General features: G+C 67.5%; 20 protein-coding genes and 1 tRNA gene. 16 read left to right on the plus strand and 5 right to left on the minus strand.

Translation table 11 applies throughout. The features are described from left to right. Nucleotides 1–87: 87 nt before the first annotated feature. From ON29_RS02555 to ON29_RS02570, 4 genes are all read left to right on the plus strand, one after another. Nucleotides 88–714, plus strand: a complete 627-nt coding sequence (locus tag ON29_RS02555; protein WP_040864502.1) for a type II secretion system F family protein — start codon at nt 88–90, stop codon at nt 712–714. A gap of 456 nt (nt 715–1,170) precedes the next feature. Next, a complete protein-coding gene (locus ON29_RS02560; protein ID WP_040864503.1) occupies nt 1,171–1,356 on the plus strand; it encodes a DUF4244 domain-containing protein in 186 nt (61 codons plus the stop codon). Nucleotides 1,357–1,415: 59 nt separating this feature from the next. Continuing rightward, nucleotides 1,416–1,730: a TadE family type IV pilus minor pilin gene (locus ON29_RS02565; RefSeq protein WP_040864504.1), complete on the plus strand. Its 315-nt coding sequence runs from the start codon at nt 1,416–1,418 to the stop codon at nt 1,728–1,730. A gap of 376 nt (nt 1,731–2,106) precedes the next feature. Continuing rightward, on the plus strand, nt 2,107–2,607 hold the full coding sequence (locus tag ON29_RS02570) for an Rv3654c family TadE-like protein (RefSeq protein WP_306307205.1): 501 nt from the start codon (nt 2,107–2,109) through the stop codon (nt 2,605–2,607). Nucleotides 2,608–2,896: 289 nt separating this feature from the next. Here the strand turns inward: ON29_RS02570 and sftH are convergent, their stop codons facing one another. Next, nucleotides 2,897–5,281 (minus strand): DEAD/DEAH box helicase, encoded by a 2,385-nt coding sequence (sftH, locus tag ON29_RS02575; RefSeq protein ID WP_040864505.1) that lies wholly within the window; start codon nt 5,279–5,281, stop codon nt 2,897–2,899. Between the two features lie 436 nt (nt 5,282–5,717). Between sftH and ON29_RS02580 the strand changes: the two genes are divergently transcribed. The 5 genes from ON29_RS02580 (at nt 5,718) to ON29_RS02600 (ending at nt 11,575) form a co-directional block, all read left to right on the plus strand. Beyond that, nucleotides 5,718–5,924, plus strand: coding sequence for a cold-shock protein (locus ON29_RS02580; protein ID WP_011206895.1), 207 nt, complete (start codon nt 5,718–5,720; stop codon nt 5,922–5,924). Nucleotides 5,925–6,297: 373 nt separating this feature from the next. Beyond that, complete coding sequence (gene topA, locus ON29_RS02585) at nt 6,298–9,144, plus strand: type I DNA topoisomerase (protein WP_373283844.1); 2,847 nt, start codon at nt 6,298–6,300, stop codon at nt 9,142–9,144. 37 nt (nt 9,145–9,181) lie between these two features. Further along, nucleotides 9,182–9,688: a mycothiol transferase gene (locus ON29_RS02590; protein WP_040864506.1), complete on the plus strand. Its 507-nt coding sequence runs from the start codon at nt 9,182–9,184 to the stop codon at nt 9,686–9,688. A 546-nt stretch (nt 9,689–10,234) separates the two neighbouring features. Then, entirely contained in the window at nt 10,235–11,440 is a 1,206-nt protein-coding gene (locus ON29_RS02595; RefSeq protein WP_040864649.1) for a DNA polymerase III subunit delta', read from the plus strand. Between the two features lie 62 nt (nt 11,441–11,502). Next, a tRNA-Thr gene (locus tag ON29_RS02600) sits at nt 11,503–11,575 on the plus strand. A 143-nt stretch (nt 11,576–11,718) separates the two neighbouring features. On the opposite strand, the gene ON29_RS02605 is transcribed toward ON29_RS02600, so the two are convergent. Continuing rightward, entirely contained in the window at nt 11,719–12,111 is a 393-nt protein-coding gene (locus ON29_RS02605; protein WP_040864650.1) for an Rv0313 family protein, read from the minus strand. Between the two features lie 245 nt (nt 12,112–12,356). Between ON29_RS02605 and ON29_RS02610 the strand changes: the two genes are divergently transcribed. Both ON29_RS02610 and ON29_RS02615 read left to right on the plus strand, forming a co-directional pair. Next, nucleotides 12,357–13,547, plus strand: coding sequence for an NAD(P)/FAD-dependent oxidoreductase (locus ON29_RS02610; RefSeq protein WP_040864507.1), 1,191 nt, complete (start codon nt 12,357–12,359; stop codon nt 13,545–13,547). A 122-nt stretch (nt 13,548–13,669) separates the two neighbouring features. After that, the gene (locus ON29_RS02615; RefSeq protein ID WP_040864508.1) at nt 13,670–14,620 is read left to right on the plus strand and encodes an RNA polymerase sigma-70 factor; all 951 of its coding nucleotides are present in this window, start codon (nt 13,670–13,672) and stop codon (nt 14,618–14,620) included. A gap of 76 nt (nt 14,621–14,696) precedes the next feature. On the opposite strand, the gene ON29_RS02620 is transcribed toward ON29_RS02615, so the two are convergent. Then, complete coding sequence (locus ON29_RS02620) at nt 14,697–15,143, minus strand: MarR family winged helix-turn-helix transcriptional regulator (protein WP_040864651.1); 447 nt, start codon at nt 15,141–15,143, stop codon at nt 14,697–14,699. Between the two features lie 147 nt (nt 15,144–15,290). Here ON29_RS02620 and ON29_RS02625 point away from each other — a divergent pair, with 147 nt between their 5' ends. The 5 genes from ON29_RS02625 (at nt 15,291) to ON29_RS02645 (ending at nt 20,719) form a co-directional block, all read left to right on the plus strand. After that, the gene (locus ON29_RS02625) at nt 15,291–15,794 is read left to right on the plus strand and encodes an SPW repeat protein (protein WP_063825236.1); all 504 of its coding nucleotides are present in this window, start codon (nt 15,291–15,293) and stop codon (nt 15,792–15,794) included. Between the two features lie 227 nt (nt 15,795–16,021). After that, nucleotides 16,022–16,831: an alpha/beta fold hydrolase gene (locus ON29_RS02630; RefSeq protein ID WP_040864509.1), complete on the plus strand. Its 810-nt coding sequence runs from the start codon at nt 16,022–16,024 to the stop codon at nt 16,829–16,831. After that, entirely contained in the window at nt 16,828–18,087 is a 1,260-nt protein-coding gene (locus ON29_RS02635) for a PP2C family protein-serine/threonine phosphatase (RefSeq protein WP_040864510.1), read from the plus strand. Before ON29_RS02630 ends, ON29_RS02635 begins: the two co-directional genes overlap by 4 nt. 360 nt (nt 18,088–18,447) lie before the next feature. Continuing rightward, the gene (locus ON29_RS02640; protein ID WP_245548804.1) at nt 18,448–19,980 is read left to right on the plus strand and encodes an MFS transporter; all 1,533 of its coding nucleotides are present in this window, start codon (nt 18,448–18,450) and stop codon (nt 19,978–19,980) included. Between the two features lie 181 nt (nt 19,981–20,161). After that, nucleotides 20,162–20,719, plus strand: a complete 558-nt coding sequence (locus ON29_RS02645) for a hypothetical protein (RefSeq protein WP_157172634.1) — start codon at nt 20,162–20,164, stop codon at nt 20,717–20,719. 38 nt (nt 20,720–20,757) lie between these two features. Here ON29_RS02645 and ON29_RS02650 read toward each other — a convergent pair whose 3' ends face one another. Together ON29_RS02650 and ON29_RS02655 are read right to left on the minus strand one after the other, a co-directional pair. Continuing rightward, a complete protein-coding gene (locus ON29_RS02650; protein WP_040864512.1) occupies nt 20,758–21,180 on the minus strand; it encodes a TIGR03618 family F420-dependent PPOX class oxidoreductase in 423 nt (140 codons plus the stop codon). Nucleotides 21,181–21,315: 135 nt separating this feature from the next. Further along, on the minus strand, nt 21,316–21,771 hold the full coding sequence (locus tag ON29_RS02655) for a hypothetical protein (RefSeq protein ID WP_157172635.1): 456 nt from the start codon (nt 21,769–21,771) through the stop codon (nt 21,316–21,318). Nucleotides 21,772–21,877: the final 106 nt, after the last annotated feature.

The following is a 21,877-nucleotide window of genomic DNA, read 5'->3' on the forward strand; positions in this document are numbered from 1 at the left end:
GTGCTGTGGCGTTCGGTATGTCGCCGTGTGGCCTGACGGCAGGTCATGTCTGCGGTTCTCGCCCCACAGAGCAGGAGAGGAAGGCTGATGATTGCGTTCACCCCGAATCTGGCGCCGCCGTTATTGCTGGTAGCGGTGGCACTCGCACTGGTCCCCGGGCGGGTCGCCGTCAGCCGGCGGCTACCCGCCTTCGGCCGGGCCCACCAGGGGCCGACCGAGTCGGCGCGCCGAGCGCACAAGGGGATGGATCCGCTGGCGGTCGCCTCGGTTCTCGATCTGCTGGCCGCCTGCCTGCGGGCCGGGCTGCCCATGGCAGGCGCGGCGCGGGCCGTGGCGCCGGAGGCGCCCGAAGCGCTCGGCGAAGCCTTGCGCCGCGCCGCGGACCTGCTCGCCTTGGGGGCCGACGCGGCCACGGTCTGGGAACAGGTGGCGCGCGACGCCAATGGGCGTCCCGCGGCCGAGGAGATCGAGTCACTGGCCCGGATGGCACGTCGCTCGGCACGCTCCGGGTCATCTCTGGCGGCCGCGGTGCTGGAACTGGCCGAGCAGCAGAGGTCCGCCGTCGAAGACGCGGCAGCCGCGAAGGCGGAGCGCGCGGGTGTCCTGATCGGCGGCCCGTTGGGTCTGTGCTTCCTCCCGGCCTTCGTTTGCCTCGGCATAGTGCCGGTGGTCATCGGCTTGGCAGGACGAGTGCTCGACGGCGGACTGTTGTAATCCTGCGGCATCCCGCGGCTTTGCCTTCCACGAGATCGGCTCGAAGCACGCGGTGCTTTCGGACGGGTTCGGCGGTTCAGGGCGCGGCGGTGCGGGGGTGTGGCAGCAGACCGGGTGTGAGCGGATTGCTGTCATCCCGCGACGTGCCGTGGCTTCGCGATCCGACAGTGTCGGCTCGGAAGTGTGACGGGCTCGGCGGAGCACGGTGCGGCGGTGCGTGGTCGGCGGTTCGGCGGGGCGAGGTGGCGCCGCCGGGCATTTCGCGAGGCGAGCGTTCGCCTGATCCGGGTGTGCGGATCGGCGGCGGCGAGGTGGTTCCGAGACGGCGGCACGCGCCGCGGACTGCTTCGGAACAAGCGTGCCCGTGCGGAGCGGCCGCACGGGCCGGAAAGGAGGAATCGGGTGCGTATCCAGGGGGTCGCGAGGTCCGTGGGCCGGAGGATGAGGGCTGTATATATGGGCTTGCGGGTACGAGTGCTTCGGGCGGTGGTCGCGGAGGACGGCATGAGCACGGCGGAGTACGCGATCGGCACGATCGCGGCGGCGGCATTCGGCGCCGTGCTCTACGGGGTGGTGACCGGCGACAGCATCGTGAACGCGCTGACGAAGATCATCGACCGGGCGCTCAACACGTCGGTGTAGGCGTCGCCGCGGCCGAACGACGCCGTGCCGCTCCGGGACCGCGCGACGATCGGGGAGCGGTGACGGTCGAGGCCGCGCTCGCATTGACCGCGCTCATGGCGGCCGTCGTGCTCTGCCTCGGGGCTCTACTGGCGGCGTCGACGCAGGTCCGCTGTGTCGACGCCGCCCGCGAGGCGGCCCGCCTCGTCGCTAGAGGCGATCAGGCCAACGCTCGCCCGGCGGCCGAGCGCATCGCCCCGCCCTCGGCCGACATCGCACTCCGCATCGAGGGCACTCGTGCCATAGCCGTGGTCTCCGCGGGAACTCCACTGTTACCGCTGCTCACCCTCCGCGCGGAAGCGGTCGCGACGCTCGAACCCGGGGTCGCGAAGTGAAAGGGGGTAGCCACGGCGTGTTCCCGCATGGGCCACGCTGCGCATCACGAGAGTTGTCGGTGCGGTCTGCCTGGTCGGCGGATGTCCGAGCGGGCGCGCCGACGATGGAAGGTCTCTCACCCCGCGGCTCGGTGTGCCCCGGATCGATGAGGCCACGCCGGTCCATGCCGTCCTGCTCCGAAGGGCCGACCGCAGGTCGAGTGCTGCGCGTTCGATGCCGCCAAACGCGCGCCCGAGGCAGGTTGCCGTACTCGAGAACAGGTGCGACGCGTCCGGTGCGCCTGCCCGGCGACCGACCGACCGCCTGCCCGACCCGTCACGCTGCGGCAATCAGAGGACGGGTGGGCCGAACCCCGACTTCGACAGAGGGTGTGACATGACCGACCTGAGCGACCCCGCAAAGCACGTCCAAACCGGCGACCGACTCGCACACCGTATGGGCTCTGCGGCATGGCGCCACGCCCATCCGCTCGACGGCGTGGCCGGGCCGGCCTGGCGGGAGGCATCCGTGGCGCGGAGTCCACGACGCGCAGCCAGCGAGGACGGGTTGGCCACAGTCTTCACCTGCCTGGCGCTCGTAGGGCTGATCGGTGTGACGCTCTTGATCGCCCAGGTGGGCACCGTGGTGGTGACGCGGCATCGGGCACAGGCAGCCGCTGATTCGGCGGCGCTCGCCGGGGCGGGCGCGTTGGTGGCCGGCGTCGAAGCCGCATGCGCGGAGGCGGACGAGGCGGCGCGGCGGATGGGAACACGAATCCGCCTCTGTGAGGTTGCGGAGTGGGACCTCACGGTCGTTGTGGAAAGGAATGTACCAATAGGTCTGTATGGCGATCGCGTCGTTCGAGCGAGTGCGCGGGCCGGGCCGGTTGAAGGCTGAGGAGTTCGATACACGGTCGCCCTTGCGTCGCGTCCGGTAGCGGAAATCGGTAATTCTACTGGCCGGTTAAAAAGCGGGCCCGTGGAATTCCCCGCGCGGGTCCGGATATCGAATACCAATGAATGCGCATGTCGGCAATGGACTCAGTGGCAATACTCTAGTTAACATGAAACTAATCCTTTTTATTCACGGAGGGTGAAGCGGTGTCATTCCACTGGGAGGTCTCCCAGTCTTCCCAGCGTGTGCGCTGGCAAGGTCGACAATTGGTCACGTGTCCGACTCTGCGCCGTCACGAATCGTGCGATGCCTTCGCGCCGGCGGACAGTTCGGTCAGCACGGCGGTGAGCAGGCGTGCCGCTGCCGCCTTGTCCAGCGGATGGTTCCCGTTGCCGCACTTGGGTGATTGGACGCAGGACGGGCAACCGGCGGCGCAGCCGCACGACTCGATGGCCGACAGGGTGGCCGAAAGCCACTGCCGCAGCTGGGCGAAGCCGCGCTCGGCGAAACCGGCCCCGCCGGCCTGGCCGTCGTAGACGAAGACGGTCGGCAGCCCGGTGTCCGGATGCTCGGCGGTGGAGACGCCGCCGATGTCCCACCGGTCGCAGGTCGCCACCAGGGGCAACAGCCCGATTGCCGCGTGCTCGGCCGCGTGCAGCGCTCCGGGTACGTCCTGGGGTTCGATTCCGGCCAGCGCCAGCAGCTCCGGTGTCACCGTGTACATGACCGCCCTGGTGGGCAGTGTCTGCGGCGGTAGATCGAGTTCGACCAGGTCGAGCACTTCGCCGGTGACCAGCGTGCGCAGGTAGCCGATCACCTGACTGGTAACCCGCACCCGCGCCAGCCCGGCCGTCACGTGACCGTGAGAGCGGCGGTCGGTCACCGCATCGATGTCGATCGAGGTCACCTGACGCGCGCTGGTGGTCCAGCCGGGCTCGGCGGCGTGTACGAAGGCCACGCCGTCGTCGAGATCCAGCTCGTCGACCACGTAGGTCTCGCCCTGGTGCAGGTGAACGGCGCCGGGATGCAGCGTGGCCCGGGCCCGTCCCGCATCCGCGGTGCCGAGCAGCCTGCCGGTTTCGCCGTCCACGATGGCTATCGGAGCGCCGATGCCGCCCCGGACATCCACCGCGTCGTGCGGTTGCGTCTCCGCGGTCACGTACCAGCGCGCGCGATCCTCCGTTCCGCGCCGTCTGATCAATCCTTTCGCCGCCAACTCGGCAAGGACCTCGCCTGCGCCGAGTTCGTCCACCTCGGCGTCGGTGAGCGGCAGCTCCAGCGCGGCGCACAGCAGCTGCGGTCCCAGCACGTAGGGATTGCGCGGATCGGTGATGGTGGCCTCGACCGGCTTGTCCAGCAGTGCTTCGGGGTGGTGGACCAGGTAGGTGTCCAGCGGGTCGTCCCGCGCCACGAGCAGCACTAGCGATCCCTGAGCGCGTCGCCCGGCCCGTCCGGCCTGCTGCCAGAACGACGCGACCGTTCCGGGAAAACCGGAGATGACCACGGCGTCCAGCCCCGCGATATCGACGCCGAGTTCCAAGGCGTTGGTCGTCGCGGCGGCCAGTAGCGATCCGTCCGACAAGGCCGCTTCCAGATCGCGCCGGTCCTCCGCGAGATATCCCGCGCGGTAGGACGCCACACGCGCGGCCAAGTCCGGATCGATCTCGGTCAGCAGTCTCCTGGCCTCCATCGCGGTGAGCTCGGCGGCTCGGCGCGAGCGGACGAAGGTCAAGGTCCGAGCGCCTTCGGCCACCAGATCAGCCATGATCCGCGCCGCTTCCGCGGTGGCGGGCCTGCGCACCGGCGCACCGTTCTCGCCGGTGAACGCGGTGAGCAAGGGCGGTTCCCAGAGCGCGACGGTCCGTGGACCCTGCGGCGATCCGTCCGTGGTGACCGCGGTGCACGGCGCGCCGATCAGGCGCGACGCGGCCGCCGCCGGTTCGGCCGAGGTCGCCGAGCAGAGCACGAACACGGGGTCCGCGCCGTATTGTGCGGCGATCCGCCGCAGCCTGCGCAGCACCAGCGCGACATGCGAGCCGAAAACACCTCGATAGGCGTGGCATTCGTCGACCACTACATAACGCAGCCTGCGCAGTACGCGCGCCCAGCGCTGGTGGGATCGCAGTATGCCCAGGTGGAGCATGTCCGGATTGGTGAAGATCCACCGCGCGTTGGCGCGTACCCACTCGCGGATCTCGGCAGGTGTATCGCCGTCGTAGGTGGCCGGATGGGTATCGCGCAACGGGCCTTCATGCGTGAGGGCGCCGATCGCGCGCAATTGATCGGCGCCGAGCGCCTTCGTCGGCGACAGATACAGCGCGGTGGCCTTGGGATCGGCTCGCAGCGCCGTGAGCACCGGAAGCTGGTAACCGAGCGATTTGCCCGAGGCGGTCCCGGTACTCACCACCACGTGCTGTCCGTGGAACGCCGTATCCGCCGTCTCCACCTGATGGCGCCACGGCGCCTCGAGGCCGGTGTCGCGTAATGCCGCAACCACATCCGGTGATGCCCAAGCGGGCCAGGCGGAGTGTGCTGCGGCCCGCGCGGGCAGCTCGACCACATGCGTCAGCCGAGGATCGTTGTCCGGCACCCCCGTTAGGACACGATTCAGCAACGATGCCCCGTAGCTGGGCCCTGCGGGAGGCCGTCCACGGAGCGCTGAGGGCGGCTGATTCACGACGCGAACCCCGCAACACGCTCCGGAAGTGTGAAACGTGTGCGTCCGGCAACCCCTACCTGCCATTTCGATACCAAATAGCGACCTGGGTCACAGCTTCTTTGCTGAACGTCGACTCGGTTATCACTAAGCAAACGAACCCCAAGTCTGGATTCCACCATTGTGTCCCTCACCTGCGCATTCGCAAGATCAACTTTTTTGCAAATTGTCGGTAACTCGACTGTTGAATTGCCCGAAGACATGGTTCACTGGTTCCTGGTCGCAAGCTTCTGTGTTCGAGGGACGGATCCAAAGTCCAAACCGTCAGCAGGATCGATGTTGCGAACGGTGTGCTTGGTGCTTTCCTGCAGGGGGAACCAACAGTACAGCGGTCGGAACGGACCCGGTGGACGAACCCAGTTGTCCGCCGTTCCGGTAAGAAAAGAGAAGGAACAGAATGGCACAGGGAACTGTGAAGTGGTTCAACGCGGAGAAGGGGTTCGGCTTCATCGCGCCGGAGGACGGCTCCGCTGACGTCTTCGTCCACTACTCCGAGATCCAGGGTTCGGGTTTCCGCACCCTCGAGGAGAACCAGAAGGTCGAGTTCGAGGTCGGCCAGGGCACCAAGGGCCCGCAGGCCACCGGAGTGCGTGCACTCAGCTGAGCGCACGAGGATCCACAGCTCGTCCCTCACCACCGGCAACGGGGTGAGGGACGAGCTATATCTGGGGTAGTCACGGCCCGTGTGCGCCGGCGGATCGGTCCGCCGAGCATGCCGCGGCGCAGGTGTGGCGAAACGGCAGGCATACTGAGTCGAACTGGCGGGCGTACGCTCAGTGGTTCGAGTCGGAAGCACTCGACCACACGCGGCGTCACGGTATAAACGTGTCTGGTGCGACGTTCAGCCGTCGCAGCCGCTCACCCCAAGCCGCGCACAGCGGAAACTACGCAGCGCGGGTCGATCAGGAAAGGTGTATTCGCCGGTGGCAACACGAGACCGCGGTGCAGCCGACCAGGGCCGTGCCCTGCGTCGTCTCGTGATCGTCGAGTCCCCGACCAAGGCCCGCAAGATCGCGCCGTACCTGGGTCGTAACTACACGGTCGAGGCGTCGGTCGGTCATATCCGGGATCTGCCGCGCGGTGCGGCGGATGTCCCGGCCAAGTACAAGGGCCAGTCATGGGCGCGCCTCGGCGTGGATGTGGACAACGACTTCGAACCCATCTATGTCGTCAGCCCGGATAAGAAGGCCAAGGTCACCGAGCTCAAGAGCCTGCTGAAAGACGCGGACGAGCTCTACCTGGCCACCGACCCCGACCGCGAGGGCGAGGCGATCGCCTGGCACCTGCTGGAAACGCTCAAACCCAAGGTGCCGGTCCGGCGGATGGTGTTCCACGAGATCACCGAACCCGCCATCCAGGCCGCCGCCGCGGACACCCGCGACCTCGACAACGATCTGGTGGACGCGCAGGAGACCCGCCGCATCCTGGACCGGCTCTACGGCTACGAGGTCAGCCCCGTGCTGTGGAAGAAGGTCATGCCGCGGTTGTCGGCCGGCCGCGTGCAGTCGGTGGCCACCCGGGTGATCGTGCAGCGCGAACGCGAGCGGATGTCGTTCCGTTCCGCCGAGTACTGGGACATCGCCGCCAAGCTGGACGCGGGCAACGGCGCGGAGGGCGACGCCACCAATCCGAGGACCTTCGGCGCCCGTCTGGTCACCGTCGACGGCGCGCGGGTCGCCACGGGGCGCGATTTCGGATCGGACGGGCAGCTCAAGGCCGCGAGCGGCGTCGTCGTCCTGGACGAGGGTTACGCGCGGCGGCTGGCCGAGGCGCTGGACGGCGCCGACCTGGTGGTCTCCTCGGCGGAGGCCAAGCCGTATACGCGCAAGCCCTATCCGCCGTTCATGACCTCGACGCTGCAACAGGAGGCGGGACGCAAACTTCGTTTCACCTCCGAGCGGACCATGCGGGTGGCGCAGCGGTTGTACGAGAACGGCTACATCACCTACATGCGTACCGACTCCACGACGCTGTCGGAGTCGGCCATCGCAGCGGCCCGTGCGCAGGCCACCCAGCTCTACGGCTCGGAGTTCGTGCACCCGACCGCACGGCAGTACACCCGCAAGGTGAAGAACGCGCAGGAGGCGCACGAGGCGATCCGTCCGGCCGGCGACACGTTCGCCACGCCCGGTCAGTTGCACGCGCGGTTGGACAACGACGAGTTCCGGCTCTACGAACTCATCTGGCAGCGCACGGTCGCCTCCCAGATGGCCGACGCCAGGGGCACCACGCTGACGCTGCGCATCACCGGCGTCGCGGGCACCGGCGAGGAGTGCGTGTTCTCCGCTTCGGGCCGCACCATCACCTTCCCCGGCTTCCTGAAGGCCTATGTGGAGAGCGTCGACGAGGAGGCGGGCGGCCAGTCCGACGACGCCGAGTCCAGGCTGCCCGCGCTGGACGAAGGCCAGGCGGTGACGGCGGTCGAGCTGAATCCCGATGGGCACAGCACCAACCCGCCCGCGCGCTACACCGAGGCGTCGCTGATCAAGACGCTCGAAGAGCTCGGCATCGGCCGCCCGTCGACGTATTCGTCGATCATCAAGACGATTCTCGACCGCGGCTACGTCTATAAGCGCGGTAGCGCGCTGGTCCCGTCGTGGGTGGCTTTCGCCGTGATCGGCTTGCTGGAGGAGCATTTCGGCCGACTGGTCGATTTCGACTTCACCGCTGCCATGGAGGACGATCTCGACGCCATCGCCGGTGGACGCGAGCAGCGCGGAAACTGGTTGTCCAGCTTCTACTTCGGCGGCGATCACGGTGTGGAAGGGTCGGTCGCGCGGTCCGGCGGTCTGAAGAAGATGGTGGGGGAGCGGCTCGACGACATCGACGCCCGCGAGATCAACTCCATCAAGCTGTTCAGCGATGCCGACGGACGCGATGTCGTGGTCCGCGTCGGCAAGTACGGGCCATACCTGGAGCGGATGGTCGCCGATCCCGATGACCCCGAGGGTAATCCGGTGTCGCAGCGGGCCAACCTGCCGGACGATCTCCCGCCGGACGAGTTGACCCCCGAGGTCGCCGAGAAGCTGTTCTCGACGCCGCAGGAGGGTCGTTCGCTCGGCGTCGATCCCGAGTCGGGGCACGAAATCGTCGCCAAGGAAGGGCGTTTCGGCCCGTACGTCACCGAGATCCTGCCCGAACCGCAGGTCGAGCAGGGGCAGGAACCCGCCAAGAAGACCACGAAGAAGGCCGCTGCGCCGAAACCGCGCACGGGCTCGCTCTTCAAATCCATGGACCTGGCCACTATCACGCTCGACGACGCGCTGAAGCTGCTGTCGCTGCCGCGTGTGGTCGGTGCCGACCCGGCGAGCGGTGAGGAGATCACCGCGCAGAACGGGCGCTACGGGCCGTACCTGAAGAAGGGCACCGACTCGCGTTCGCTGAACACCGAGGATCAGATCTTCACCGTCACGCTGGAGGAGGCGCTGAAGATCTACGCGGAGCCGAAACGCCGTGGGCGGCAGGCGTCCAGCGCCGCCCCGCTGCGTGAACTCGGCAACGACTCGGCCAGCGGCAAGCCGATGGTGATCAAGGACGGCCGCTTCGGTCCGTACGTCACCGACGGCGAGACCAACGCGACGCTGCGCAAGGGCGACGAGATCGAGTCGATCACCCCGGAGCGGGCCATGGAGCTGCTCGCCGACCGGCGGGCTCGCGGGCCGGTGAAGAAGACCGCCAAGAAGGCCGCCGCGAAGAAGGCTCCCGCGAAGAAGACCGCGGCCAAGAAGACCGCCGCCAAGAAGGCGACCACCACGAAGACGGTGGCCAAGAAGACCGCGGCGCAGAAGACGGCGGCGAAGAAGACCGGCGTCGGGAAGTCGTGAGTTCTCGGCGCGTGGCGGTAGCCGTAGCCTGAGCGCCATGAGTACCGAACAGGAGCGCGAGGATCTGATGGCGATGCTCGCCGACCAGCGCGAGCTCTTCCGCATCACCCTGCGTGGCATCGACGACGAGCAGGCGCGGAAGCGAACCACGGTGAGCGAGCTGACCCTGGGCGGGCTGCTGCACCACCTGGTCAGCTGCGAACGGCACTGGACGTCGGTGATCGTGCGGCGGGACGAGAACGCGGAACTGGATGTCTCGCAGTTCGGGGCCGAGTACGTGATGGCCCCCGAGGAGACCGTGGCAGGCCTGCTGGCCACCTGGGACGAGGTTGCCGCGGCGACGGCCGAGCTGATCCGCTCGGTGGACAGCCTCGACACCTCGATCCCCACTCCGACGACGCCGTGGACTCCGGAGCGCGTCTGGTGGTCGGTGCGCTACACGGTGCTGCACATCCTGCGGGAGATCGCGCATCACTCGGGGCACGCCGACATCATCCGTGAGGCGCTGGACGGGGCGAACAGCACGCACCAGCGCGCCTCCTAGCCTGGTCTGTCGAGTACGGCCGACTCGCTGTGGCCGCCGTGAGATCCCGGTGATGCCGGGTCCCGAAGGTGGCCTCGCACGCATCAGCTGGTGCGCAGAAGCTCTTCGGGCGATACGAGTGTCTCCCCCAGTCGGTTCGGCCGCGCGACGTTTCGATCCATCACACGGTGGATGCGTATGTGGACGCGATCCGGGGACGGCGGCGGAACAGCACGGCTGTTGCGGGCCGAGTCGGCCGTGCGGGAGAGTGCGCGCGTCGCCATTGCGGTGCTGCGGTATCGGCCTGAAACCGTTGGCAGGGCGGGGTGTGTGGTGAAGTGCGCGCTGCGGTGGGCGGTGAGAGTGCTCAGGTATCAGCCCGAAACTTGTCGGGAGGGGCGGGGTGTGTGGTGAAGTGCGCGCTGCGGTGGGCGGTGAGTGCTCAGGTAGCGGCGTGAAACCGTCGGTAGGGGCCGGGCGTGTGGTGAACTGCGCGTCCTGGTGGGCGGTGAGAGTGCTCAGGTATCAGCCCGAAACTTGTCGGGAGGGGCCGATAGGGTGTACGGCGTGGCGGGAGTCTTCGATCGATTGGTCGGCCAGGAGGCGGTCGAGTCCGAGCTGACGGCTGCCGCCGTAGCCGCGCGCGGGGGAGCGGTCGAAGGCGCGATGACGCATTCGTGGTTGTTCACCGGCCCGCCCGGCTCGGGCAGATCCGTCGCGGCGCTGTGCTTCGCGGCGGCGTTGCAGTGCACCGACTCGGGGACACCCGGGTGCGGCAGGTGTCACGCCTGCACCACGACCATGGCGGGCACGCACGGCGATGTGCGCCGGGTGGTGCCCGAGGGCCTGAGCATCAGCACCAAGGAGATGCGCGAGATCGTGCAGGTGGCCTCGCGCAGGCCGAGTACCGGGCGCTGGCAGGTGGTGGTCATCGAGGACGCCGACCGATTGACCGAGGCGGCCGGAAACGTGCTGCTAAAGGTCGTCGAGGAGCCGCCGGAACGGACGGTGTTCCTGCTCTGCGCACCCTCGGTCGACCCCGAGGACATCTCGATCACACTGCGCTCCCGCTGCCGGCACGTACACCTGGTGACGCCGTCGGTGCCCGCCATCGCGCGGGTGCTGCGGGAACGCGACAACCTCGACGAGAAGACCGCGAACTGGGCCGCCTCCATCAGCGGCGGCCATGTCGGCCGTGCCCGTAGGCTCGCCACCGACGAGGAGGCGCGAGGCCGCCGCCGACGCGCTCTGGCCTTGGTCACCGCATCCGGGAAGCCCGGCGCGGCCTACGCCGCCGCCGACGAGCTGGTACGCGCGGCCGACGACGAGGCCAAACAGATGAGCGCGACCCGCGACGAACGCGAGCGCGAAGAACTCGCGACCGCGATGGGCGCGGGCGGCACCGGCAAGGGCGCGGCGGGCGCGACTCGCGGCTCCGCCGGCGTGCTGAAGGACTTGGAGCGGCGGCAGAAATCCCGTGCGACCCGCACCGGCCGCGACGCACTCGATCGCGCTCTGATCGACGTGGCGGGCGTCTACCGGGACGCGCTGGCCGTCCGATTCGGCGCCACCCGGCTCGGCTCCGGCATCGCGCTCACCCACCCGGACCTGTCCGACGAGATCCACGACTTGGCCGAGCGTGTGCCCCCCGAAGGCCTGCTGAAATCCATCGAGGCCGTGCTCGCCTGCCGCGCCGCGCTCGACCTGAACGTCAAACCCCGTTTCGCCCTCGCCGCCATGGCCGCCGCCCTCATCGCGGCCCGCGCACAGTGACCGTGACCACCTGTTTTCGCGATCGGCCCGCGAGAGGATAGACTCGCTTGGCCGAAAGGCACGCCGCCTTAGCTCAGTCGGTAGAGCGCTTCACTCGTAATGAAAAGGTCGGGGGTTCGATTCCCCCAGGCGGCTCAAAAAGCCAGGTCAACGGTTGTTTCCGTGCTGGGACGACTCAGTGCCGCAGTTGCGCCTACCGCAAGCCCGAGGTTGTCGTACGACGCTGTGGAACTGGAAGCGATACCGGCCGATCCCCACTCGTGGAGCGAGTCTGCGCGTCAGGGTGCGTCCAACACGCTTGCCGGAACCCCGTAGGGGAGAAACCGCACTCGACGGCGATTATCGGTGTTGTCTCGATGTGCGCGTAAGGCCTCGAGTTCGCTCGGGAAGACCTGGTCGATCCTGGCCTCGCCGGTGTCGTCGATGCTGTAGATCGCCCATACCCCGCTGCCCGTCTCGCCGGTGATCTCGCCCTCGGGCTCCGGTGGACGTGGCCGTTCCGGCTGGACGAACTGACCGAACAGCGACGCCAGCGAACCGAGGCCGGCGTGGTCGACGCGGTCGAGGTATACGCCGGCTTTCCCGAGCAGGTCGCGGAGTTCGGTTCCCGCCCCACGCAGTGCGCGTTCGAAATCTTCCGGATCGATGCCGAAAGGTCCGTTGGTTGGCATCATGTTCTCCTGGGGACGAGGTGGGCGCTACGACCTCAGTGTGCTCGCGAAACGCCGACTTCGCCACGCCGCCCGCATCTGTCCTCGACAGCTGAGCGGCGGTGACGAGAGCGTTGCCACGCTTGGTTCCGGAGCGGCCTGCCCAATCCAGCGATCCTCGATTTTAGTGACCTGCATCACATTGTGTCAGGATGTGCGCCCCGGCGGTGTCTTGTTCCCGAGCCTCTCGGAGCGAAGGAGACACCATGAGCAAGAACATCGATGTGGTCGTGATCGGCGGCGGATACGCCGGCGTGATGGCGGCGAACCGTCTTACGCAGCGTGCCGACGTGACGGTGACCGTGATCAATCCCCGCCCGCTCTTCGTCCCACGGCTGCGTCTGCACCAACTGGTGGGCGGTACCCACGATGCGGTCGTCGACTATGCCGAAGTCCTCGCCGAGGGTGTGCGGCTGGTCGTCGACAGCGTGACCGGAATCGACGCGGCCGGGCGCCGGGTGACGATGGCGGAGGGCGACGAGATCCGCTACGACTACCTGATCTACGCGGTGGGCAGCGGCAGTGCGGGCCCACGGGTGCCGGGCGCGGCAGAGTTCGCCTACCCGGTCGCGACCCTGGAGGCGGCGCAGCGTCTGCGGTCGGTGCTCTTCGACACGCCCATGGCGGCTGCGGTGACGGTCGTGGGGGGCGGTCCGACCGGCATCGAGACCGCCGCCGAGCTGGCAGAGCGGGGGCGGCGCGTCACGTTGGTCAGCGGCGGGATCCTCGGCCCGTATCTGCATCCGAAGGCTCGGCGCACAGCCCGTAAGTATCTCGCCAAGCTGGGGGTCAGTGTGCTGGAGGGCCCGGACTCGGCAGTCGCCGCGGTGACGCGGGAGGCCGTGGAACTCGCCGACGGCCGCACGTTGGCGAGCCGGGTCACCATCTGGACCGCGGGCTTCGGCGTTCCGGATCTGGCCGCCCGCAGCGGGCTGAGCACCGATAGCGCCGGGCGTCTGCTCACCGACGAGACCCTGACCAGCGTCGACGACGAGCGCATCGTCGCGGCGGGCGATTCGGCGGCACCGTCGGATCTGCCGTTCCGGATGAGCGCCTACGCCGCGGGTTGCCTCGGCGCCCATGCCGCGGACACCGTGCTGCACCGCATCGCGGGTGACCGGCCCGCGCCGATCGACCTGTCGTTCCCCGCCATGTGCATCAGCTTCGGCCGTGGTGCCGGGATCTTCCAGCTCGCCCACAAGGACGACACCGCGCTGCGGCTCTACTTCAGCGGGCCGGTGGGCAAGAAGCTCAAGGAGTTCTCCTGCGCCTCCAGCGTCGAACACCTGGTGAACGAGGCGCGTAAGCCCGGGTCGCATTCCTGGTTCAAGGACGGCAAGCACAGGCCGGCTCTGCTGGAAGTCCGGCGTAGCGTCACCGCGTCACCGGTCGCCTAGCCGATCCCGCCGGTGACTTCGACTGCACGATGTGCGGCAGCGCCCCTGAGCGCGGAGGCTGCCGCACGCGGCAGCGACAACCGGCGTCGCACGGCCCCCGACGGCAGGAAGAAGAGGACTGGATGGACACAGCAAATGAACCCGGCGAGTCGCGGCGGGCCGACGGTGCGGGAGCGGGTCGCGACCATGCCACGGTCGAGGCGACGGAAACGTTCGTCGCCCACCGCAACCTGCTCTTCACCGTCGCCTACGAGATGCTCGGATCGGCGGCCGATGCCGACGACGTCCTCCAGGAGACGTGGTTGCGTTGGGTGGCGGTCGACGCGGCGCACGTCGACGACGCCCGTGCCTATCTGGTTCGGATCACCACCCGTCAGGCGCTCAACCGGCTGCGGTCGATGAAACGCCGCAGGGAGGCTTACGTAGGTTCCTGGTTGCCCGAGCCACTGCTCACCACGCCGGATGTGGCCGCCGATGTCGAACTCGCCGAGAGTGTCTCGATGGCGCTGATGCTCGTGCTGGAGACGTTGACCCCGACCGAACGCGCGGTGTTCGTGCTGCGCGAAGCATTCGGGATGGGCTATGACGACATCGCGGCCGCGGTCGACAAGACTCCCGCCGCCGTCCACCAGCTCGCCCACCGCGCCCGCCGCCACGTCGAAGCCCGTCGTCCGCGCCGCTCGGTCACCGCGCGAGAGGCCGAAGCGGCTGCCGCCGCGTTCCGGCGCGCGCTCGAGACCAGAGACCTGCGCGGCCTGCTGGACATACTGGCCCCCGACGTCGTGGCGATCAGCGACGGAGGTGGCATCAAGCAGGCCACACCGCGTCCGGTCATCGGTGCGGGCAAGGTGGCCCGGTTCATCGTCGGCGGGCTCACCAGGAACGACGTCGCGCTCATCGTCGAGGCGACCACGGTCAACGGCAGTCCCGCATTGGCTCTGTACGTGGACGGAGAACTCGACGGTGTCATCGCGATGCGCGTCGAGGACACCCGTATCGCCGGTCTCTATTACGTCCGCAACCCGCAGAAACTGACCCGCGTCGATTCCGAGATCCCACTCACTCTGCGCTGAACACCGGTTACGGCGCGTCCGCGCACCGCTTGGGGCTCGCCTACCCGCGTCTCGGTTGCGGGCGGGTCCGGCGGGCTCATCCTGCCTGCGGCACGGCGGGTAGGTCGTCGAGGGTGCCGAGGAGTGGGGTCAGTCGCTGGAGTTCTTCCAGATGTGTGGCGCTGAGCAGGGCCAGGATTTCCTTGCCCGCCTCGGTGAGGGTGAGGTGGACGACGCGGCGGTCGTTGCCCTGCCCTCGCTTGCGGGCGACGAGGCCGAGTTGCTCGGTGCGATCGATCAGTTGCACCACACTGTGGTGGCGGGTGGACAGGTAGCCTGCGATCTCTCCGATCGTCGGCCCGCCCGGGGCGGAATGCCCGCGGATCGCCAGCAGCAGTTGGTGTTGCGTATCGGTGAGCCCCACTTCGGCCGCCCGGCGCTCACTCCACCGCAGGAGCCGGCGAAGCCCGGCCCGGAACGCCAGCAGCCGCGAGTACTCCTGATCGCTCAGGTGCTGAGACTTAGGCGGTACCGGCGATGGCATCGACTCATCCATCATGGAGTGATATTATCACAGAGTGATATATCAGTGAGCGGCGATCAGGCCCGGCCGCGTCGCGGAACCGATCGCGGCCGCCCGGCTCGGGAGAGAGCTTCGATTCGCCACTACGTCTGAAGGGTGGTGGAGAGTGTGAGTAGTGAAACCATGATGAGTCGGCATCCCGACATCGTGGAGTTGCGGGAGAAGTACGAGCGCGCCTCGGAGGCGCCCGACGCCCAAGCGGTCACCGGCCTGATGTTCCTGACCGGGCTCTACATCGCTATCTCCCCGTGGGTCGTGGGGTTCAACGGGTTCTCGACGTTGACCGTCAACAACCTCGTCGTCGGCATCGCCCTCGCGATGCTGGCCTTCGGATTCGCCTCGGTTTACGGCCGGACCCATGGCATCGTCTGGGCCGCGCCGCTGCTCGGCCTCTGGACGATCCTGGCCCCCTGGGTGGTCAGCGGCGACGTCGACACCACGTCGACGATCTGGAACAACGTGGTCGCCGGCGCAATCGCTGTGCTGCTCGGCCTGGGCTCGATGTTCCTCGGGATGAGCCGGACCGGCCGCCTCACCGGCGAGGCGCCTGCCGCGAACGCGACTCGAACGCAGCGACCGTCCGGGCTGCCGCCGGAAACTTCCGCCCGGTGAGCGCGTAGTGCATCCCGGCTGAATCGGCACGGCTTTTTCCACGCGCAAACCCCTGCAAATAGGAGCCGTCCGAGGATGCGTTCTTCGCACACTGTGAGGTGTTGGGTCTGGGGTGGCCGCGGGCGCTGGCTACCCCAGACCCGACCTCTACCGAAAGCCGCCTTCCCCCCGCCAGGCAGAACGACCGGCGGTGGGCGTTCGCCCGAATTTTCTGCGAAGGTGTCTATGTGAAGGTGCTGAGCAGGAACCACGTGACCGTCAGCGGCAAGACCGGCGCGCCGGTGGTCGTGCTCGCCCACGGTTTCGGTTGCGACCAGCACATGTGGCGGCTGATCGTCCCGGTTCTGGAGCGGGATTTCACCGTCGTACTGTTCGATCACGTGGGTGCGGGCCGCTCGGATCTGTCGGCCTGGAGCCCGCAGCGTTATTCCAGCATGGACGGGTACGTCGAGGATGTGCTCGCGCTGCTTCGCGAACTCGATCTGGGGCCGGTGATCTTCGTCGGGCACTCGGTGAGTGCCACGATGGGAGTGCTCGCCGCCGCCCGCGAGCCCGCGGCGTTCGCCGGACTGGTGCTCGTGGCTCCTTCGCCGTGCTTCATCGATGATCCGGCCACCGGATATCGGGGCGGCTTCGACGCCGCCGACATCGACGAACTCCTGGAGGCGCTCGATGCGAACTATCTGGGCTGGTCGGGCGCGATGGCGCCGGTCATCATGGGCAACCCCGATCGGCCGGAGCTCGCCGAGGAACTCACCGACAGTTTCTGCCGCACCGACCCGCAAATCGCACGCGTCTTCGCCCGCGTCACGTTCCTCGCCGACAACCGGGCCGATCTCGCGGCGGTGGAGGTACCCACTCTGATCCTGCAATGCTCCGATGACGCTATCGCCCCACTCGAGGTCGGGGCCTTCGTCCACGAGCGGATCCGCGGCAGCAGACTGGTCACGCTGACGGCAACCGGCCACTGCCCCCAGCTCAGTGCTCCGGCGGAGACCGCCGACGCCATAGCCGCCTTCGCCGCCGAGACCGGATGACGAGCGCCGCGGGCGACCGAGACTGTGGCAGTGCTCTCGGAGCGGGGACCGATGACGACGCGGCGTTCGCCGCGTTGCTCGAGGACAGCGTCGAGGACCTGTACGAGAACGCGCCCTGCGGGTACCTCTCCACCTCGCTGGACGGTCGCATCGCCAAGGTGAATGCCACGCTGCTCGACTGGCTGGGCTGGCGGCGCGACGAACTGGTCGGCCGGAAGCACTTCTCCGACCTGCTCACCGTGGGTGGCCGCCTCTATCACGAGACCCATTTCGCTCCTCTGCTGCGCATGCAGGGGAAGATTCGCGGCATCGCCCTGGAGATGAAGACCACCGACGGCCGCCGACTACCCGTGCTGGTCAGCTCGCAGGTCAAGACCGGCAGCCAGGGACAACCACTTCTGATTCGCACCACCGTCTTCGATGCCCGCGAGCGCCGCGCCTACGAGACCGAGCTGCTACGGGCACGACGCGAAGCCGAGCAGGAGCGCGAACGCCTCCAGCGTCTGAACGCCACTTTGCAGACCACCCTGCTACCACCCGAACTACCCGATGTTCCCGGCCTCGAGGTCGCCGCGTACTACCACATCGCCTCCGCCGACGAGGTCGGCGGCGATTTCTACGATCTGTTCCCGATCACCGGCGGCAGCTGGGGAATGTTCCTGGGCGATGTCTGCGGCAAAGGCGCTCCCGCCGCGGCCCTCACTTCCCAGGCCCGCTACACACTGCGCACCGCCACCGCCTACACCCGCGATCCGGCCGCCGTGCTCGACATGCTCAACACCACCCTCACCGAGCGGTCCCACGGCCACAACCGACGGTTCTGCACGATCATCTTCGGCCTGATCGAACCCACTCCCCAGCGCGGGGGTTGCGACATCACCCTGGCCGGTGGCGGGCACCCGCCGGCCCTGCTCTTGCGCTCCGACGGGGACGTGGAGGAAATGCATACCTGGGGCGGTCAGCTCATCGGGGCGATCCGAAACGCCCAGATCGTCACCAGGAAAGTCCGGCTCGAGGTCGGCGACACCCTGATTCTCTACACCGACGGGCTCACCGAAGCCCGCACGACGGCGAACGGCGGTCGCTACGGCGACGGCGCGCTCATCGAATTCGCTCGCGCGCTGGCGCCGGTCACCGCCTCCGGCGGTGTCGAGGCCATCCGAGAACTGCTCGCCTCCTTCGGATCCGGAGTGGAGGACGATACCGCCGTCCTCGCCATCCACGCGCTACCTCCAGCGCAGGGCACCACGCCCTGATTCCGGCCGGGGGACAACGGGTTCGAGAGTTGTGCCCCACCGTGAGGGGATCCGTTCGACCGCGCCCCGAACCGCTACCTGCTGAAACGCCGCTTCGCTGAGCGGGGAATATCTCACAACTTTAATGAGCCGTCGAATAGTGGCACAATTCACAACGAACCAATATTCATGTAACCCTGGCGTAACCAGGTTCCGCTCGGGGCGATGAGGAGCGACGCCGGTGCAGATGCCGAGGACCAGATCGAGGCTTACGTCCCTCGGAGACCCATCGGTGCCCGGCATCGATGCGGTCCTATCCTGCCGACCCTCACGCGGCCCCGTGGTCGAACCGGCTTCTTCTGCAATCGAGGTGATCATCAAGTGTTGGAAAACCGAACCAAGGTAATCCGAAGTCTGGTTCCCGCCCGGATGGACCGGCTTCCGTGGACCGGGTTCCATTGGCTCATCGTCGTGGGGCTCGGCGTCTCCTGGATCCTGGACGGAATCGAGATCCAGATCGTCAGCAGCATGGGTGGCCCGCTACAGGACGCCGATGCACTGCATCTCACATCCGGTCAGGTCGGCGCGATGGCTTCGTGGTATCTGGCCGGCCAAGTCGTCGGCGCACTCGTCTTCGGCCGGCTCACCGACCGGCTCGGCCGCAAGAAACTTTTCATTCTGACCCTGGCGATCTATCTGATCGGCAGCGGATTGGCCGGTTTCTCCTGGAATGCGTGGTCGCTGTATTTCTTCCGCTTCATCGCGGGCACCGGAATCGGTGGAGAATACACGGCGATCAATTCGGCGATCGACGAGATCATGCCGTCGAAGTATCGGGGCCGGGTCGACATCGCGATCAACGGCACCTATTGGGGCGGTGCGGCTTTGGGAGCGGCGGCCAGCCTGGTCCTGTTCAACGAGCGTTTCGTTCCGACCGATTGGGGATGGCGACTCGGATTCTTCATCGGACCCGTCCTCGGGCTCGTCATCATCTTCCTGCGCAGGCACATCCCCGAGAGCCCCCGCTGGCTGCTCACCCACGGGCGGGCCGAGGAAGCGGAGCGGACCGTCGACGAGATCGAAGCGCAGGTTCGGAGCAGGGGAGTCGAGCTCCCTCCGGTCGACGAGAGCAAGGCCCTGGATATCGTGGACACGGAGCGGCTGTCCTATCTGCAGATGGGGCGGATCTTCTTCGGACGGTATCCTTCCCGTTCCTTCCTCGGATTCACGATGATGGCCACGCAGGCATTTCTGTACAACGCGATCTTCTTCACCGTCGGCTTGGTTCTGATCAATTTCTACAACGTGCCCGCGCATCACACGGGATATTATTTCTTCCCCTTTGCGATCGGCAACCTGATCGGCCCATTGGTACTCGGCCCGCTCTTCGACAGCATCGGTCGCCGGAAGATGATCTGCGCGACGTACTCGATATCCGGTTTCCTGCTTTTCATCTCGGCCTGGGCATTCAACGCGGGCATGCTCGACGCCACCACGCAGACGATTTTCTGGTGCGTCATCTTCTTCTTCGCCTCGGCGGGCGCTTCCTCCGCCTATCTCACGGTCAGCGAGATCTTTCCGCTGGAACTGCGTGGTCAAGCCATCTCGTTCTTCTTCGCCATCGCGCAGGGCGCCGGCGGGGTTGTCGCACCGTTCCTGTTCGGGCACCTGGTAGGCGGCGCCGACAACCCGAGCCCCGACCGGTTCCCGCTCACGGTGGGGTACCTCATCGGCGCCGGGTTCATGATCGTCGGCGGTCTGGTCGCCTGGTTCTTCGGAGTGAACGCCGAAGGGCAGTCCCTGGAGGACATCGCGGATCCGCTGTCCGTGGCGAAACCCGGAACTCCAGTTGCCATAAGTAGCGAGCCGGTGTCTGACGGCGCGTCGGGCATCGATTCGATGAACGGGGATTAGCGAGATGGTGCAGCCGACTCCGTGGCGTACGAGCAAGGATCGACAGGCAGCCGCACCGCGCCGGTCTGCGGGCAGGGTCCGAAAACGCCGAGTCGACGGCGAGAAATTACGAGCGCGGCTGCGGCCCTTCGTGATCTTGCTCCGGGACAACGCGGGCTTCCTGTGTGCCGCGGTGGGGAGCTTGATCACCTTCACTCTGTTGTTCAAGCCGTGGCTCGCCACCGGAGGGCCCGATGGCACGATCTGGAGCAATGCGTTCGGTCAAACCCACATCACCACCACGCTCGTCGGCCTGTGGTCGAAGAGTCCGCCCAACCACTCCAACCTCAGCGGTAAGTGGGCCATTCTGGCCACCATCGCGATCTTCCTCACCGTCATCGCCGCGGTGATCAATCTCTGGGCCCGCACCGAAGCGCTCGCTCGCTTGACGACCGTTTCCGCGGTGGCGGTGGCGCTCTTCGTCGCCTTCACGCTCGTCTATCTGAACGGAAAGGGACCGGAGCTGCGCTCGATGATCGGGTCCGGCCCACCCACCGACCTCGGGACTCAGGTCGGCTACGTGGTTCGATGGGCCTCGGGCAATGGGCAGTACCCCCTGCCGGGACTACGAAAGGTGGAGTTCTCCACCGCGAAACTCACCGGCACCGCGTTGCTGGCCGGCGCGACGGCGATGTTCTCGGCCGTGGTGGCCATCGCGCAATGGGTGCGGAGAATGAAGGCACGCAGTCGCTCCGACTGAGTCCCGGGCTCGGCCGGAGCGCGGGACTGTCATCGGTGTCAGGAGGCCCAAGGGCCGATACCGCCGACCTTCTCGATGCGGATCCGGGTGAGGTAACCGGGCGGGGCGTCCGCGGGAGGAAACGCGGCATTCGGACTTGCCAGAGTCTTGGCGAGTTCTCGGAGCAGCTCGGGGGCGCCGCCCTCCACCACGCGGGCGGTGCCGGTGATCGAGAGATACGGGCGCATCACCTCACCCCCTTCCGGGGACAGGATGGTCACCGCGACGCGCGGGTCGCGGCGGACGTTCCGGATCTTCTGGTAGACGCCGAGGTGGGCGGTGACGAGTTCGTCGCCGCCCGGTGTCGATTGCAGAGCCACCCAGACGACCGAGACCTGCGGGCTGCCGTCCGGGTTGATCGTGACCAGCGTCGCGTCGGCACCGGGTCCGATGAGTGCACGGGCGTCGTCGTCGAGTGTCATGTGTTGTTCTACCGCTCGGCCGACGTTTTCATTCCCGCCCCGGCGCCCGACGAGATCGCGCTTGGAACAAGCGGATCGGATGGATCCGCCATTGATCGAGAACCTGCGCCGGTCGTGCCGGGGGGCGAGCTCGGACTACGTGACTACGAAGACTCCCTTGCCCGGGACGTGCGGAGAGTCGGTCGCGATCAGGACTTCCACTCGGCCGAGGCCTGCGGGAATGCCGACCGGTATCCACGAGCCGGCGACGTTCTCCTCGGCCGGTGTCCGGTCGTCGAGCCGTATGGGGGGAAGGGTTCCGAAGACGCCGGTATCGGAGTTGCGCCACGAAACGGTGACCGTTACGCCGCAGGAGCCGCCGGGTCGATCGGGTGCGAAGACGAACTCCGGGTGGATCCAGAGCGTCGGAACACCGGAGTAATTGCGGTCGGGGTCGTAGAAGGCGGCGATCATGCCGATGCCGGCACCATCGCCGCCACAGAGCGTTCGCGCAGGGGGGACGCCCAGGGGAAGCGCGGAGGCCGCGGGGGCGGTCACACCGAGTGCACCGATTGCCAGAGCCAGGACCGCCACGCCACGCCAGACACTCACCGCTGCTCCCTTCGTCGAACCCGAACCTGTCTGTCCTCTGAGTCGCCTTGAGTTCGCTGAATGTTAACGAGAGCGCGTGGAGGGCGAGTTGAACAAAGGAAGCCCG

It is taken from the genome of Nocardia exalbida NBRC 100660, from assembly GCF_000308575.1.
Classification (GTDB): Bacteria; Actinomycetota; Actinomycetes; order Mycobacteriales; family Mycobacteriaceae; genus Nocardia; species Nocardia exalbida.